At 50.7% G+C, this 16,043-nt stretch carries 13 protein-coding genes; 3 read left to right on the forward strand and 10 right to left on the reverse strand.

Going from position 1 to position 16,043, the window contains the following annotated elements; translation table 11 throughout:
- Positions 1–39: 39 nt before the first annotated feature.
- From DWZ56_RS06115 to DWZ56_RS06130, 4 genes are all read right to left on the reverse strand, one after another.
- The gene (locus DWZ56_RS06115) at positions 40–1,347 is read right to left on the reverse strand and encodes a four-carbon acid sugar kinase family protein (RefSeq protein WP_118555498.1); all 1,308 of its coding nucleotides are present in this window, start codon (positions 1,345–1,347) and stop codon (positions 40–42) included.
- Positions 1,348–1,436: 89 nt separating this feature from the next.
- Complete coding sequence (locus DWZ56_RS06120) at positions 1,437–2,321, reverse strand: carbohydrate ABC transporter permease (RefSeq protein ID WP_118555499.1); 885 nt, start codon at positions 2,319–2,321, stop codon at positions 1,437–1,439.
- Between the two features lie 14 nt (positions 2,322–2,335).
- Positions 2,336–3,280: an ABC transporter permease gene (locus DWZ56_RS06125; RefSeq protein ID WP_118555500.1), complete on the reverse strand. Its 945-nt coding sequence runs from the start codon at positions 3,278–3,280 to the stop codon at positions 2,336–2,338.
- Positions 3,281–3,389: 109 nt separating this feature from the next.
- Positions 3,390–5,024, reverse strand: a complete 1,635-nt coding sequence (locus tag DWZ56_RS06130; protein ID WP_118555501.1) for an extracellular solute-binding protein — start codon at positions 5,022–5,024, stop codon at positions 3,390–3,392.
- A gap of 319 nt (positions 5,025–5,343) precedes the next feature.
- Here DWZ56_RS06130 and DWZ56_RS06135 point away from each other — a divergent pair, with 319 nt between their 5' ends.
- Both DWZ56_RS06135 and DWZ56_RS06140 read left to right on the forward strand, forming a co-directional pair.
- On the forward strand, positions 5,344–6,993 hold the full coding sequence (locus DWZ56_RS06135) for a beta-L-arabinofuranosidase domain-containing protein (RefSeq protein WP_118555502.1): 1,650 nt from the start codon (positions 5,344–5,346) through the stop codon (positions 6,991–6,993).
- The gene (locus DWZ56_RS06140) at positions 6,994–7,743 is read left to right on the forward strand and encodes a class I SAM-dependent methyltransferase (protein WP_118555503.1); all 750 of its coding nucleotides are present in this window, start codon (positions 6,994–6,996) and stop codon (positions 7,741–7,743) included.
- Positions 7,744–7,826: 83 nt separating this feature from the next.
- Here DWZ56_RS06140 and DWZ56_RS06145 read toward each other — a convergent pair whose 3' ends face one another.
- Both DWZ56_RS06145 and malQ read right to left on the reverse strand, forming a co-directional pair.
- On the reverse strand, positions 7,827–8,249 hold the full coding sequence (locus tag DWZ56_RS06145; RefSeq protein WP_118555504.1) for a hypothetical protein: 423 nt from the start codon (positions 8,247–8,249) through the stop codon (positions 7,827–7,829).
- 240 nt (positions 8,250–8,489) lie between these two features.
- On the reverse strand, positions 8,490–9,989 hold the full coding sequence (gene malQ / locus DWZ56_RS06150) for a 4-alpha-glucanotransferase (protein WP_243095102.1): 1,500 nt from the start codon (positions 9,987–9,989) through the stop codon (positions 8,490–8,492).
- 357 nt (positions 9,990–10,346) lie between these two features.
- Between malQ and DWZ56_RS06155 the strand changes: the two genes are divergently transcribed.
- Positions 10,347–11,369 (forward strand): LacI family DNA-binding transcriptional regulator, encoded by a 1,023-nt coding sequence (locus DWZ56_RS06155; protein ID WP_118555505.1) that lies wholly within the window; start codon positions 10,347–10,349, stop codon positions 11,367–11,369.
- A 90-nt stretch (positions 11,370–11,459) separates the two neighbouring features.
- Here DWZ56_RS06155 and secD read toward each other — a convergent pair whose 3' ends face one another.
- The 4 genes from secD to DWZ56_RS06175 all read right to left on the reverse strand — a co-directional run bounded on the left by secD (position 11,460) and on the right by DWZ56_RS06175 (position 15,776).
- A complete protein-coding gene (gene secD, locus DWZ56_RS06160; protein WP_118555506.1) occupies positions 11,460–13,634 on the reverse strand; it encodes a protein translocase subunit SecD in 2,175 nt (724 codons plus the stop codon).
- Positions 13,635–13,692: 58 nt separating this feature from the next.
- Positions 13,693–15,066, reverse strand: coding sequence for a thioether cross-link-forming SCIFF peptide maturase (scfB, locus tag DWZ56_RS06165; RefSeq protein ID WP_118555596.1), 1,374 nt, complete (start codon positions 15,064–15,066; stop codon positions 13,693–13,695).
- Positions 15,067–15,170: 104 nt separating this feature from the next.
- Complete coding sequence (gene scfA / locus DWZ56_RS06170) at positions 15,171–15,317, reverse strand: six-cysteine ranthipeptide SCIFF (RefSeq protein ID WP_118555507.1); 147 nt, start codon at positions 15,315–15,317, stop codon at positions 15,171–15,173.
- A 96-nt stretch (positions 15,318–15,413) separates the two neighbouring features.
- Positions 15,414–15,776: a TIGR04086 family membrane protein gene (locus DWZ56_RS06175; protein WP_118555508.1), complete on the reverse strand. Its 363-nt coding sequence runs from the start codon at positions 15,774–15,776 to the stop codon at positions 15,414–15,416.
- Positions 15,777–16,043 lie beyond the last annotated feature (267 nt).

A 16,043-nucleotide genomic window follows, 5' to 3' on the forward strand; every position in this document is an offset into this window, starting at 1 on the left:
TCTCCCATCCTGTCCTATTGCCTCAAACCGCAGACGCCGTCATTGCTCCAGCTTCTTCACTATGGAAACCAGGGAATCCTCCCTGCCAAAGCCGCCGGATTTGGTGACTACCGGCACATTGGTATGTTCCCCGCCAATCAGAACTCCCAGAGGAATATAGGGCTCAATTTCTCTTGTGATCTCAATCCCGCCGGCTCCCAGTTTCCTCGTGACCGCTACCGCCGTGTCACCGCCAAAAAGCACCAATCCCCTAAGGCCCACCGCATCAGCCGCCGCTAAAGCCATTTCGCCTAAAAATCCCAGCACTTTTTTTCTCACAGCCTGCAGCTCCTGCCAGTTATCCTGATAGTAATTAAGAATATTTTCCTTGCTGTCCCCGGAAGCGTCCACCACCACATGGCATCCTTCCTTCAGCTTAGCGGCAGTAATGCGGGCCGCATCGGCGCAGGCCTCTCTGTATTCCGTCTCCCCGCCAGCAAGATGTGCCACGTTCACCCGCAGCACATAGGAACGGTCACAGGACTCTTCAAACCTTTTAATCTGCAGTTTGGACATTCTGGCCGGGCTGCCTGACAGCACCAGCACCGGAGCGCTGCGCTTCCTGCGTGGCAGATGCAGCTTTGTATGCATACCCATAGCCCGTATGCTGCCCAGCTGTTCGATATGCTTGAAGAGTCCGGCAGATCCGCATAGGAGCAGCCGTCCCCTATAGAGAGCGCTTCCCTGCACGATGCTGCGCAGGTCTCCGTCGTCGATGGTGTCCGCCACCAGAAGCCGCGTTCCCCGGGCAACGCATTCTTCTATCCCCGCAGATACGGACTCCGCGCCATTGCGGATCGTCCTGATGTCTATCATACCAACCTGTGCCGGATATTGCTCCTGGATTATCATGGAAATCTCCGATTCGTACACCGGTGCGTAAGGATCCTTGGCCAGCTCCGTATTTTCTAACGGCGATCCGTATACATAGTGTACGCCGTTTACAGTGGTCCTGCCGTTAAAGGGAAGGGCCGGCGCTATGACCACGCAGTCCGCCTGTCCGCTTTCCAGAACGGCCAACAGCTCCGCGCCGATATTGCCCCGAAGGGTAGAATCTATCTTCTTATAAATCAGCCGGCAGTCCTGCTGCCGAAACCCTTCAAGGGCTGCCAAAACCTGGCTGTAGGCCTTCTCCATCGGGACATTTCTGCTCTCGGTGCTCATGATGATGACATCCGACTGACTCTCCCATTCCGGGAGCTTGTGGATATCAAACGCCACCCGCACCACATAATTCTGCTCCAGCATCTGTACACCGGCATCCATGGCCCCGGTCAAATCATCTGCAATCACGCCATAACAAGTCAATGTATCTTCCTCATTTCTGTGCCGCCCTTAAATCTCCTCATCCGTTTGCCGCCGCAGCACAGGCGCAAACAGTCCGTCTCCTGCCGCCGTCATCCCTTCACCGATCCGATCAGTATACCGCTCTTAAAATACTTCTGTACAAACGGATACACGCACACGATGGGAAGCATGGCCATAAATACCGTCGCTGCCTTCAGATTCTGGGGATTGATCAGCACCCCATTCTGTATCACTGTGGGAAAGGTTCTGGTTCCCCCGTCATCGCTGATCACCACATTTTTCAGGATCTGCTGGATCGTATAATATTTAGGATTCTTCAGATAAATCTGCGGGAACAGATACTGGTTCCAGATCATGACCGCATAGAACATGCCGATGGTGGCAATGATCGCTTTGGACAGCGGCACATAGATCTTCCAAAGGATCTGGAAGGTGTTGGCTCCGTCCACATAGGCGGCATCATCCAGTTCCTCAGGTATCCCGTTAAAAAAGGACATGGTAATCATCAGGTACTGAGTGCTGATGGCGTTGGGGATCACCATAGCTAACGGATTGTCCACAAAGCCAAGCTTGCTGAACAGGATATAGGTGGGGATGATGCCCGCCTCAAATACCCAGGAAAGCACCAGCAGCTTGCGGATTGCAAACCTCTCCTTCAGGCTTCTTCTGGTCAGCACATAAGCCAGGATAAAGGTCATAACCAGGGCGAAGAGCATTCCCAGCACCGTGTAAACGGCGGAATTGCGGAATCCCTGCATAATGTTTAAGTTCGTGTTCTGGAATATGTATTTATAGGCCTCCAGATTCCATCCTTTGGCAAAAAATACCACTTCACCGTTTACAAGGGAATACCCGTCGCTGACCGACTGGAAAAAGATGTAGAGAAACGGATAGACGCAGACCAGAGCGATCAGGATCATCACAATGCTGTTTACCACATCGAACAGCTTTATTTTTCTGTGTTTTCTTTTCATCCTGCTTTTCCTTTCTAAAACAGACGGGTTTCCGCGTATTTTTTTGACAGCTTATTGGTCAGAATCACCAGAAGGAACGCGATGACTGATTTCACCATATTGACAGCGGTTGCATAGCCGTAATCCGGAAAACCCGTGGACTGGAAGCTTAAGCGGTATACATAAGTCTGCAGCACGTCCGCCGTCTCATAAACACTGGGATTGTACATCAGGAGGATTCTGTCCAGGTCAACGGAAAAGATGTTGCCCACAGCTACGATCAGCATGACCACCACGGTGGTCTTAATGCCCGGCAGCGTGATCTTCATCATCTTCTGCCATCGGCTGGCTCCGTCCACGCTGGCCGCCTCATAAATGGACGGGTCTATGGACATGATGGCCGCCATATAGATGATTCCGTAATAACCGCAGGTCTGCCAGATCTGCAAAATCACGTACAGGGGCCGGAACCATCCCGGCTGTGCCATGAAATAAATCGGTTCCATGCCGAGCTTCACCAGCATCATGTTGATTACGCCTGTGGTGGGCGACACCATCGTATAAAGGATGCTGACCATGACCGCTGACGATATGAAATAGGGCAGAAAACTGATGGACTGCACGCCCTTTTTTACCAGACTGTTCTTCAGTTCATTTAGAAACAGGGCGAAGGCCACCGGCACCGTAAAGGAAAAGACCAGCGTATACAGCGCCAGCAGCACCGTGTTGCGGATCAGCGTGAGCATATAAGGCTCTTTGAATATGCGCATGAAATTCTCCAGCCCGATGAACGGGCTGCCCAGAATTCCCTTAAATGGACTGTAATCCTGAAACGCGATCACCATCCCGAACAAAGGGCCCACTTTAAACAGCAGCCAGCAGCCCAAAGCCGGGATCATCATCAGATAGATCAGCCGGTTTTTTCTGATATACTGCAGAAGACGTTTCCCTCTGCTTTGTTTGGTCTTAATGTTCTCCATTCGATTTCCTCTCTATCTTGCGGCATTGGGTGAAAAATATGAGGGGCAGGGCTGCCCCTGTCCCTCTCCCGGCGCGCGCCCGGGGCGCTTAACTCTCCCGCCTCTATGCTTATTTATACATGGCGTCGTAGGCTTCCTGTTCAATCTCCACGATTCTGTCATAGCCCAGACCGTCCATCTCAGCCAGAAACGCATCCCACTCATCCATGCTTCTCTCACCCTTGATGAATTTCAGCACACCGGAATTCATGCTTTCATTGACGATGGATACCAGGTTGGAGATCTCCTTCGTCTGATCCGTGCTGTAGATGATGTTCCAGCGCTGCGCCAGATTATCCTCTGTAAACAGGCTTAACGCGATATCGGTGGTAAATTCCGTGTTATAGGAATAAAACGCTTCGTTGTCAATCGGCTTAATAAAGGTCAGCTGGTCGGTGAGGAAGGACCATTTCTTGGTGCCCGCAGGCTTCTGCTCTTCCTGGGTATAATCCACCAGATACTGCTTCCTGCCGTCCGCCACTTCATAGCTGACGCCTTCCACACCCCAGTTTGCCAGAGTCTGTCCCTCTTCAGAGAAGAAGAAATCCAGATACTTCATGATCATCGGCGCCTTGTCCTCAGCGGTTATATTAATAGCCATGCACCGTCTCTCATCATACTGCAGTTTGGCCGTCATCTTTGTGGTGTTGCCGTTTACCGTCTTCATGTACGGGATTACATTCAGATCGTACTCCGGGTATGTCGTCTTGTCCGAGTTGTTCATAAACCATGCCGGCCTCGTATAACCGTCTGTAAAGATGGAACTCTTTCCGGTCAGCACACTGGTCTCCCACTGTTCCTCGGAAATAGCCCCGCTTACCCATTCCGGATCGATCAGGCCTTCCGCATACAATGTATGATACCATTCCACCATCTGTTTGAAGCCTTCGGCCTTAAGATCGTATCCGTAAGCGCTGCTGGTATAGTAGTTGCCGTGGGCAGTACCGCCCTCAAAACCTGCTGATGCTTCAAAATAAGGCATAAAGCGCAGCAGCTGATCCCTGCCGGACAGCGGATAATAGTTGGAGTCCTTGGCGCCGTAATAAGCCTTCAGCGTGCGCATGGCTTCCGTAAACTCATCGATGGTTCCAGGTATCTTTTCAATGCCGGCTTCCTTGAAGTGATCGGTCCTGTAGGCCACCACATCCGCCGATGTGGGAGTCTCATTGGCCAGGCCGTAGATCGCTCCGTTCTCACTGGTCACCAGCGCCGCATAGCCGGGATGGTCCTCCAGATACTTCTGTATATTGGGCGCATACTGCTCGATATAGGGCTTAAGATCCACAAATGCGCCCTGCTCGCCGTAGACATTGGCCTGGGCAAGCTTTACGATCCCGGCGTCAGGAAAGCTCTTGCTGATCATCCTCTGATCCACATCGGAATAGTAGTCATCATTTTCAGAAGGTCCTTCCACAAATTCCACCGTCACCCCTGTCTTCTCCGGAACATAAGTGTACCATTCCAGATCATTGAGCCATGTTACAAACTTGCTGTGCATCAGGTAGCTGAATGTCCCGCCCAAAGCCTCCGTTCCGGCCGTGCTCTCCGCCTGTGTCTCTCCGGCAGGACCTGCCTGTGCGGTCCCATCCGTTTTGGCAGTCCCATTCTGTGCGTCTTTTCCGGAACAGCCGCTAAGACCTGCGGCAGCAAGAAGCAGCGCCGCCAGCACGGCCGCCGTCATTCTTCTGACTGATTTCTTCCCCATAACTTCCTCCATTCCTGCGCCATTTACGGCACATATCAAGTTGTTTTGCTGTTGGCATTATTGTCTCATATGCACGCCGGCATGAACATAAAGGATTGTGCTATCGCCCTGTACATTTGTGCTGTTTCCGATGGTCGCCGTGTTTCTGTTCATGAACCGCTTTTTTATCGAAGGGATTACGGCGGGTGCTGTGAAGGGATGAAAGTTTTGTAGTTCTTTACTGACAGAGTGTTTTGAGGTATTATGGAAATATGCGGATCTTTAAGTGCGCGCAGATCATCAGCTTTTGGCTGGTGGCAGTAGACGAGGAGGAGATTTTATGATGAGAGTTCCTGCTTATGAGGGAGTGAAAGCGGAGGGAGAACTGGGATTCAGGCTGGCGAAAAATTTTGCCAGACTGGAGGATACAGAGTACCGTCCGGATGTATTGTTTGAAATTGAGAAAAATGGATGGGCCGGGGACTGGGAAGGCAGAACCGTTCTGGCCCTTGTCCTGCTGTCCCGCACCACCGGGCAGAAGGCAGCCTATCTGGATGAAATTCTGGATAAGCTGGAGGAGGAAATGAACCCGAAGGGCTATCTGAAAGGAATTCTTCCTGACGGTGAAGCGGATGAACAGCAGTTGTCCGGCCATAACTGGCTGCTTCGGGGACTGCTGGAGCATTATCTGTGGACCGGCAGCGAAAGAAGTGAACGAATGGCCAGGAAAATTGTAGAAAATTTGTATCTGCCTGTCCGGCCTCTGTATAAAAACTACCCTACAGATCCGGCTATGCGCAGCATGGATGGTGAGGCTTCCGGCCGCATTGGCGGCAATGTCGTTTACGGCTGGCATCTCTCCACAGATATCGGATGCGCCTTTATGTCCATGGATGCGCTCAGCCAGTATTACAGCATCTTCGGAGATGAGCGGGTGGCAGACCTTCTATGGAAAATGTTCGAAGCCTTCTGCCGCATCGACTTTATGAAGGCTTCCATGCAGACCCACGCTTCTCTTTCCGCATGCCGAGGCCTGATCCGCTTTTATAAGTGCACCGAGCGAACGGAGCTTTTGGATTTCGTTATTTCTTTCTTTGATTTTTACATGAAACATGGCATGACCGAAAATTATGCCAACTTCAACTGGTTCGGCCGCCCGCTGTGGACTGAGCCCTGCGCCATCGTCGATTCCTATCTGGTGGCTCTTGAGCTCTGGAAGGAGACAGGAAAGCTTGCTTACCTTCAGACAGCACACCGGATCTATTATAATGCGCTGGGCCATGGGCAGAGGAATAACGGCGGTTTCGGCTGCGATGACTGCGCGGGGCCGGGACCTGCCGGCGCGTTTCTACGCGCCCAGAGAAATCACTATGAAGCCTGCTGGTGCTGCAGCATGAGAGGCGCCGAAGGGCTCACAAAAGCAGCCCTTCACTCCGTGCTGGAGGATGGCAGCCGGATTTATATCGCAGGCTGTTTCAGCGGCGAGTATGAGCTGGCGGATGCGCGGCTTACGGTACGGTCCGGCCTCCCCAGAGAAGGCCATTTAAGCATCCGCATATCCGGCTGCCAGGGACTTCATAAGTTTTACTTCTATATCCCTGAAGGCGCGGACCGTGATGCACTGCACCTGCAGGTGCGCGGCAGGGAAGTGCCCGCTGTCTGGGAAGACGGTTATCTGACCGTTTCGGTTCTGGGCTGCGGCGATGTCCGGCTGGTGTACCCGATCTGTCTGCAAAAGCGCGGAACTGTCAGCAAAGAAACTCCTGAAGGAAGCTGTACTTACTGGCATGGGGATCTGCTGCTGGGCGCAGAAACCAAAGATGCGGTCACGGTAGATGGGGACAAACTGGCACCACAGGCTCCGGCCGTTTACTCGGATGGACAGACCGTGCTGCAGCCGGTGGGACAGAGCATATATTTTGAGAGGGAGGAACTGCTCAACAGATCATTGCAGGTTTTGTTCAACGCAAATGCAGGAGGGGATAATTAAGTGGAACAACAGCCTTATTATTTAGCTTATGAAAAAAGATACAGGGCTGTATTTGAAGCCGGAGCAGAGCGTTGGGGACATTCTCCGGATGATCAGGAGCTTTTTAATGCGCTCAAAGAATGGGTAACCGCCAATCATTTAACGGGTAAAAGTATTATAGAATTTGCCTGTGGCGAAGGGGCAGGGGGAATTATACTATCAGAGCTTGGTTGTAACTATCACGGAGTTGATATCGCCCCTTCTGCTGTTTTGAAGGCTAAGGAAAATTTAAAGAATTATCCGAACGCACGAATAGATATACTTGATATGGTTAAGGAGACTGCAGGCGAGAATTACGATGCTGCACTTGACTGCATGGGTTTTCATATGCTTGTCACCGACCAAGACAGAACATCCTATTTAAAAAACGCATTTTTATCTCTTAAACCTGGATCACCTATGCTTTTTTATAGGGAGTCCTATATAAACGGCAATCATAAAGAGGAAACAGTAAAATCCGCTGTCAATTCATATGAAGAATGGTTAAACATTACCGGCAGTGACTATGAAACACCCTTACCCCGCAGGGTGGATACAGGTGATGGTGATATAGAAGTTATGGTGCCGCTTGTTCCGGCAAGAGCTAATGATAGAGACGGATATATTTCAGAATTGCAGTCAGCCGGATTTTCAGTAGAAAAGTTCGTAGAAATGGATACTTCAAATACGATTCAGCATTCTGCCAGTATTTATGCGAGAAAACCGATTTAAAGACAGAACCGGCGGCATATCAAACGCATGCCGCCGGTTCTACCACACAAAGTCCACTTACAAAGCCCACCGGGCCTCGCAGATCATTTCAGCACCACAATCCCATACTCCGGTATGGTGAGCATCTCATCCTCCAGAACCGCCTCTTCTCCGGAGGTAGACAGCGTCCCCTTCATCCTCTCATAGCCATAATCCTTTTTCGGCAGTACAACCCGCCGTTTTTGGGCGCTCCCGTTCATGACGATCAAAATCCGGCTGTTATGCCATGTTTTTATCATTATGCTGACATGCTGATCAGCAATATCTTTCATGCAGGATACTACGCCTTTGACTATTTCAGGGTTTTCCTCTCTCAGCCGCAGCAGGTTCCTGTAATAATTCAATACGGAACTCTCATCTTCAAACTGCTGCTCTGACAGTTCATAAGGAGCCGAATTTCTCTTCGTGCCTTCCTTTTTGTCCATTTCTCTCATCTCCTGTTTCCCATTCCCTGTCATCGCTATCATCCTGTTTCCTCCCTGGCCGGCTTCGTCTCCCCGGCTTTATCTACCATATAAAAAGCGGATATTTTTGGATTTTCACTGCGGATACAGCGTTCTGTCTTAAGGCTATAGTAATATACAACTGCATTTACTTCAATAGACATTTCGTTACTTTTTTGTGAACAATTTGTGTTATATTTCACAAATATTTCTTACATTTACTGGAATACCCTTTTGTGCAACTTGCCCCACATTTTCCCATCTCTATCTGCCATACAGATTCACCAGATCCCGAAGCATCTGCTTCTCACGGTCTCCCAGCTGCCCTTTACGAAGCCGCCAGCTCCAGTTGCCGCCGATCGTGGAAGGATGGTTCATGCGGGCGGAGTTATCCAGCCGAAGCACATCCTGGACCTGGAATATCGCCACGCTGGCCACACTGCTGTAGGCGGTCCGAAATACCGCGCTGACGATCGCGTCTATATCATTGGGATTTGAGACACCCATATAACGGCAAGCGTATCCTCTCTCCCAGTCGGAACAGCCCAGGAAATATCCCTTCAGAGTCTCGTTATCATGGGTTCCACCGTAAACCACACAGTTGCTCGCATAATTATGGGGCAGATGCTCATTGTCAGAACCGCCGCCAAAGGCAAATTCGATGATCTTCATCCCCGGCAGGCCCGTATCCGCAAGCAGCTGCTTCACCTCCGGCACACTGACTCCCAGATCCTCTGCAATCACCTTCGTATCCCCTGCCGCCTTCAGGATCACATCCACAAGTTTGCGCCCCGGGCCTTTCTTCCATTCACCGTTCTTACCGTCACTGCTTCCGAAGGGAATGGTATAATACTGTGTCACACCTATAAAATGGTCAAAACGCACCACATCATAAAGTACGGAAGCCGCCCCAATCCTGCGTGACCACCATTCAAAGTCTTCCGCATCCATGGCATCCCAATCATACAGCGGGTTGCCCCACAGCTGACCGTCATCGGAAAACGCGTCCGGAGGAACGCCGGCTACCTTGATCGGCGTCAGGTTTTCATCCAGCTGGAACAGATCCGGATTCACCCAGACATCGGCGCTGTCAAGCGCCATATAGATCGGCACATCTCCGATCAGGCTGATGCCTCTTTCATTGGCATACCGGCGCAGTTTTTCCCATTGTCCATAAAACTTATACTGGCAGAATTTCCAGAATTCCATATCCTCCTTCAAAAGCTGTGAATACTTTGCCACAGCTTCCGATGTGCGGAACTTGATATCTTTGTCCCAAAGCGGCCATTCCTGATTGCCGAAATGTGTCTTGCAGGCCATGTACAGGCTGTAATCCTCCAGCCAGAAGGCCTGTGCAGCGCAGAAATTCCGGTAATCCTCATCCTCCTCAAGATGGCTGGCTGCAAAGGCCGCCCGAAGCACCGTGAATCGGTTCTGGAACATCACGTCATATGCAACCCGTACCGGGTCATTTCCCCAGAATCGGTCATTCACTGTCCCGCGGTCCAAAATGCCCTCTTCAATCAGCGCATCCAGATCGATCATATAGGGATTGCCGGCAAAAGCGGAAAAAGACTGGTAAGGACTGTCTCCATAGCTGGTAGGGCCCACCGGCAGCACCTGCCAGAAGGACTGCCCCGCTTCCTTTAAAAAATCCACAAATTCATATGCTTCTTTTCCGAGAGTCCCGATACCGTACGGCGACGGAAGTGCTGTTACCGGAAGCAAAATGCCCGCACCTCTTTTTAATGTGGTTGTCATCATCCTCTGATCCCCCAGTCATAGTCATTCGAAAATTTTCGAAAATATTATTATCTCTATCTTACCAGCCGGGCGGTGGTATGTCAATGCAAAGCCAGGCCCTCACTGCAAAATTGGCCATATTATCCGAATACAAGCGTCCTGTTTTGTGCATAAATATATGCTTCTTTACAGTACATCAAAAAAATGTTATAGTAAATAGCAGAGAACAGCAGTATATTTTCGAAAATAGTCGGTAAAAAGCAGCGCACTGAAGTTACGCAGGTTACCAACCTACAGTTGGTGACAGTATAGAGAAAACACACTGATGTGTGCGCAGGTCATCGACCTTCGGTTGGTGACAGTAAAAAAGGAGAGAGTATGGCGACGATAAAAGAGATAGCGGACCGGCTGGGTGTTTCCATCAGCACAGTTTCCAAAGGGTTGAACGGCGCCAGCGATATCAGTGAAGAGATGCGGCAGACCGTGCTGGACACCGCCATGGAAATGGGATACATACACCGTAGAAAAAAGGACGCTGCCCTTCGCAGACTATGCGTCATGGTGGAAAATATGGCTTACGAAAGCATTCACGGCTTCGGCTATGAGGTGATCGCGGGCTTTCGTCTGGCGGCGGCCAAACAGAACTGTGAGGTGTCCGTCATCGCGGTGGACGATTTTTTTCAGCAAAAGCAGTCCTGCAGCAGCCTGATGCGGCAGAACGGTTATGATGGGGCATTTCTGCTGGGTTTTGACTTAAATGACACCTATTTAAAGCAGATCGAGGAAATCAGCATCCCTACCGTGCTTTTGGATAATTACCTGCCCGGCCATCCCATGACCTGCTATGTGGGCACCGATAACAGTGAAGGCATGCAGCTGGTGGTGGATTATCTGACGTCATTGGGACACAGGCGGATCGCGTATCTGGGCGGTTTTGACGATTCCTTTGTGGAGATCCGGCGCAGAGAAGCGTTTGAACGCTTCATGCGCTGCCACGGCCTTAAGGCAGACCCCCTCCTCTGCGGCAGCGGTCTCAATGAACCGGAGACTGCAAAAAAGTATCTGCACGACTTTATAGAAAGAGGTGCCACCGCTGTGATCTGCACCAGTGATCTGATCGCGTCCGGCGCCATATCCGAACTCTACCGCATGGGTATGAGGGTGCCGGAGGATATGAGCGTGGTAGGATTTGACGATCTGCCCATCGCCCGCTACCTGGCGCCTCCTCTGACCACGGTGCGCCAGGACCGGCAGGCCCTGGGACGCTGCGCGCTGGCCATGCTGGAACAGATGATATCCGGATGCGGGATCGGCGTCATGCTGCTTCATCCGGAACTTAAAATCAGGGATTCCTGCAAAGCGGTTATACCGCAGGAATTACCTGAAGGATATGTGCACTGATACAGGCGTCATCAAAGTCAAAGGCACCGCTGCCTTCCGGCATAAAATCCGGGGAAGGCAGCGGTGCCTTTTTCATTCAATTTAATATAATTAATCCGCTTTCTTTACAAACTTCTTGGTCATGATATACCACAGAGCGCCTGTGATGCATACGGAAGAATATGCTCCGCATACGATGCCTACGATCAGCGGCAGCGCGAAATCGCGGATGGAGCTCACTCCCAGCAGGAACAGCACAAACACCATGATAAACGTGGTGAGGGAGGTATTGATGGATCTGGTCAGGGTCTGTGTGATGCTTAAGTTGACCACATCCGCTATATCCTCTTTGCTCTTCTTTTGCTTCAGGTTCTCTCTGATTCGGTCGAAGATCACGATGGTGGCGTTGATGGAATATCCCACGATCGTCAGCATACAGGCGATGAATGTATTGCCCACAGACCATCTGGCAACTGCATAGAAAGTCAGCACTACCAGAACATCATGAATCAGCGCGATTACAGCGCTGGTCGCAAATTTAATGTCCTTAAAACGCAGCCAGATATAGATCAGCATCGCTACCGTGGCAATCGCTACGGCTAGGACCGCGTCCTGCTTCATCTCATTGCTGACCGTAGCGGAAATGCTCTCCGCAGTGATCAGTTCACCGTCCACTCCATACTTGTCCACCAGCTTCTCGGTGATCTGCTCTCTCTCTTCTACGCTTAAGGTCCTGGTCTTTATAATAACCTGATTGGTTCCCGCCACCTTCTGTGTCTGGATATCGTTATCTCCGGTCACTTCAGAGATCAGCGGCACCACATCGCTGGAGATCTGGTTTAAGGACAGGTCCTCATTAAATGTGACATTTGTGGAGGTTCCTCCCCGGAACTCGAGGCTGTAATTAAATGCGGTCCCTTTGGTGCTGTTGAAGATAAGCGCGCCCACACCCACCAGAATCACAACGGCAGAGCAGATAAAGCAGATATTTTTCTTGCCGAGGAAGTTAATCACCTTGAATTCTCTGTTTTTGGCTCTCTTCGTCAGTCCGTAGAACTTCGGATCACGGATTCCGGCCTGATACAGCGCCTTCAGCACAAATCTGGTCACCACCAGAGCCGTGAACATGGATAAAAGGATACCGAGAGCCAGAGTCTGGGCAAAGCCCTTCACCGTGCCGGATCCCATCCAGTACAGCACGCCCGCCGCGATCAATGTGGTCACATTGCCGTCCACAATGGCCGACAGCGCCTTGGAAAATCCTTCCTTCATGGCTGATTCCACTGTTTTGCCGGCCAGAAGCTCTTCTTTGATACGTGAGAATATAATTACGTTGGCGTCCACGGCCATACCGATGGACAGCACGATACCGGCGATGCCGGGCAGCGTCAGCGTAATCTGATAAGCGCTTAACAGAAATACCATCAGCGCGGTATAGAGCGTAAGAGCGATGGAGGCCGCCAGACCCGGTATGAAATACAGGCAGATCATGAAAATCATAACCAATCCCATACCTATGGCGCCTGCCAGCAGGGAGGTGCTGATCGCCTCTTCACCCAGCTTTGCGCCCACGACGTTAGAGCGGATCTCCTTCAGTTCCAGGGGCAGCGCACCGATACGGATGGTGGAAGCTAACGTAGTGGCTTCCTCATAGCTGGAAATCTGGTCGATCTGTGCTTCGCCGCCGGTGATCGCACTCTTGACCTGAGGGCTGCTCACCACTTTGCCGTCATAAATAATAGAGATTCTTTTATTGATATTCTCTTCGGTAGCCTTAGCAAATTTCTCGGCTCCCTCCTCATTTAATGTCAGCTGAACCACATATTCCGTATTGCCGCTCTGGTTCTTGTACATGCCTTCCTGCGCGTTCTTGATGTCCACGCCGGTCAGCACAACCTCACCGTCTTCTGTCCTAAATTCCAGTGAACCGGGCTGTCCCAGTTCCTCCAGGATCGCGTTGGCATCGGATACCCCGGGGATATCCACGTTAATGCGGTCCGCGCCTTCCTGATAAACTTCTGCTTCGGTGCTGTAAGTCTGCGCCCTAAGCTGCAGCTTATAGACCGTATCCTTCATATCCGTGGAGGACGGATCAGGCGTCACCGACTGATATGTGATGCTGACACCGCCGGCCAGATCCAGGCCCAGCTTGATGTCAGAAGCGCTGCCGGACGCATTTTTACCCAATCCCGCAATCGCTACATATGTGAAAAAGCCCACCACCAGAATGGCGGCTATGAGCTTCATCACCCCTTTGGACTTCTGTCCCTTTGCATAGCTCTTCATGTTTACAGTCTCCTTTTCTTTCCTGTCATCGGATGAAGTCTGATGACAGCTTCCTTGTTTACTCTGCCTGTGAGGAAGCATCCTCCGCCAAAGCAGCTTTTATCATAATCGCGCATTCAATGCGTTTCTTCTGCATCTCGCAGCCGATCTCATACGCATCGGTGATACTGCCATGGAAGTTGAAGGCATTGGCCGCACATCCTCCGCTGCAGTAAAACCTGGCAAAGCATTCGCGGCACTTATCCTTCGCGTATACATTGCAGAGTTTGAATTCATCCCTGACCGCCGTGTTGGTGACCCCGGTATCCACATTGCCCAGCAGAAACGCTTCATTTCCCACAAACTGATGGCAGGGATACAGATCCCCCCACGGGGTAACTGCCAGATATTCCGTGCCGGAGCCGCAGCCGGACAGCCTCTTGGCTACGCAGGGGCCCTGATTCAGATCGATCATAAAATGGAAGAACTGAAAGCCTCTTCCCTCTTTTTTCCGCTTTATGTACTCCTTCGCCAGCTCGTCATACTGCTGCAGGATCACCGGGATATCTTCCTCACGGATGGAGTAGGGCTCATCGGCAGGCGCAACCACAGGCTCCACGGAGATCTGCTTAAATCCCAGATCCGCAAAATGGAGCACATCCTTTGCAAAATCCAGATTATGTCTGGTAAAGGTGCCTCTCACATAATACTTGTCCTGATTCCGGCTCTCCGCAAACTTCTGGAACTTGGGAACAATCAGGTCATAGCTGCCCTTACCGTTTCGAAACGGCCTCATCCGGTCATTGACCTCTCTGCGCCCGTCCAGGCTTAACACCACATTGCCCATCTCTCTGTTGCAGAATTCCATGATCTCATCGTTTAACAGCACACCGTTGGTGGTGATGGTAAATCGGAAATTTTTATTGAATTTTTCTTCCTGGGATCTGCCGTATTCCACAAGACGCTTCACCACATCCCAGTTCATCAGCGGCTCTCCGCCGAAGAAATCCACTTCCAGATTTCTGCGGTTTCCCGAATTGGCGATTAAAAAGTCCAGCGCCTTTTTGCCCACTTCAAAGCTCATCAGCGCGCGGCGGCCATGATATTCCCCCTCTTCGGCAAAGCAGTATCTGCATGCCAAGTTGCAGTCATGGGCGATATGGAGGCAAAGCGCCTTTACCACCGTCTGCCTTTTCTTAAAATCGGTAATATATTCCTGATAGGTGTCCTCCGTAAACAGAAGCTCCTGTTTCTTCAGCTCTTCGATTTCCTCCAGAGCTTCTCTAACGTCGTCCTCCTGATATTTCGAAGTCAGATTCTCTACAATCTCTGCAGGGGTATGGTCCTCATAAAGCGCAATGGCATCATAGACCACATCATCTACCACATGTACCGCGCCGCTGCAGACATCCAGCACGATATTGTATCCGTTGTTTTTATACTGGTGGATCACAAAAATTTCCCTCACTTTGCATATCAGACCTCAACAAGGAGGTGCTGCAAAACTCCGGATGGAATCTTGCAACACCTCCGCATTTCGATCTTTCTCTTAAACTACTATCTGTTGCTGTTCTCGCAGGTCTGGTTTCCTACGGTGCAGGATGTCTTGCAGGCTGACTGGCAGGAGGTCTGGCACTCGCCGCATCCGCCTCTCTTTACACTGTTTTTCAGTGTATTTGTATTCAATGTCTTTACATGTTTCATGGACTTTCCCTCCTCATGTGTTCTTTTACAGATAAATCAAAGTCAGTATAGCACAACTCACTGCTTTTTTAAAGACTTTTTTAACTAACAGTTCGTTTAGCTTATCGTTCCGCCTATGGCGCCCGCTCCCAGACAGATCGCCGCTGCCAGGACAGTAGTAAGCGCGCTGTGATAGAGACCGTGGCTGATGATCAGTGAAACGATAAACAGAACTGCAAAATAGCACAGCCCCGAAATCAGTCCCCAGACGAATCGCTGCTGGCGCATGCCCTTGCCGCTTAAGAAACCTCCCAGGAAACAGGCCAGCCCATAGATCACCATCACTCCGGCCGACACGATCTGCTGCTGCAGCTTCAGTTTATACAGCAGCAACGCCAGCAAAAACAGGGCTGCAGCCGTAAATATGTAACTGACGATCAGTGAACGCACCGTAACAAAAACTCCGGATCTTTTATTCATACCATAAAACCTTCCTTTCCGCACCGCTCTCTTCTATATTATTATGTCCCGCCCAATTCAGACATGAACAGTTATCTAAAATATTATCATAACCGGGGCATAATTCTATTAATGCGCTGCGATGTCCTGCCGATGTATCCAATTAATACGGTTTTCCCATAGATGCGCTGTTTACAGTTACCTATCCATACGTTACTGTTCACGGCTGCCGATAAAGCAGCGTAAGAGAGGGCAGGGTATGGTCCTCATAGGGATCCCTTGAAGCTC

The sequence above is a fragment of the Lachnotalea sp. AF33-28 genome, from assembly GCF_003477885.1.
Lineage (GTDB): Bacteria > Bacillota > Clostridia > Lachnospirales > Lachnospiraceae > AF33-28.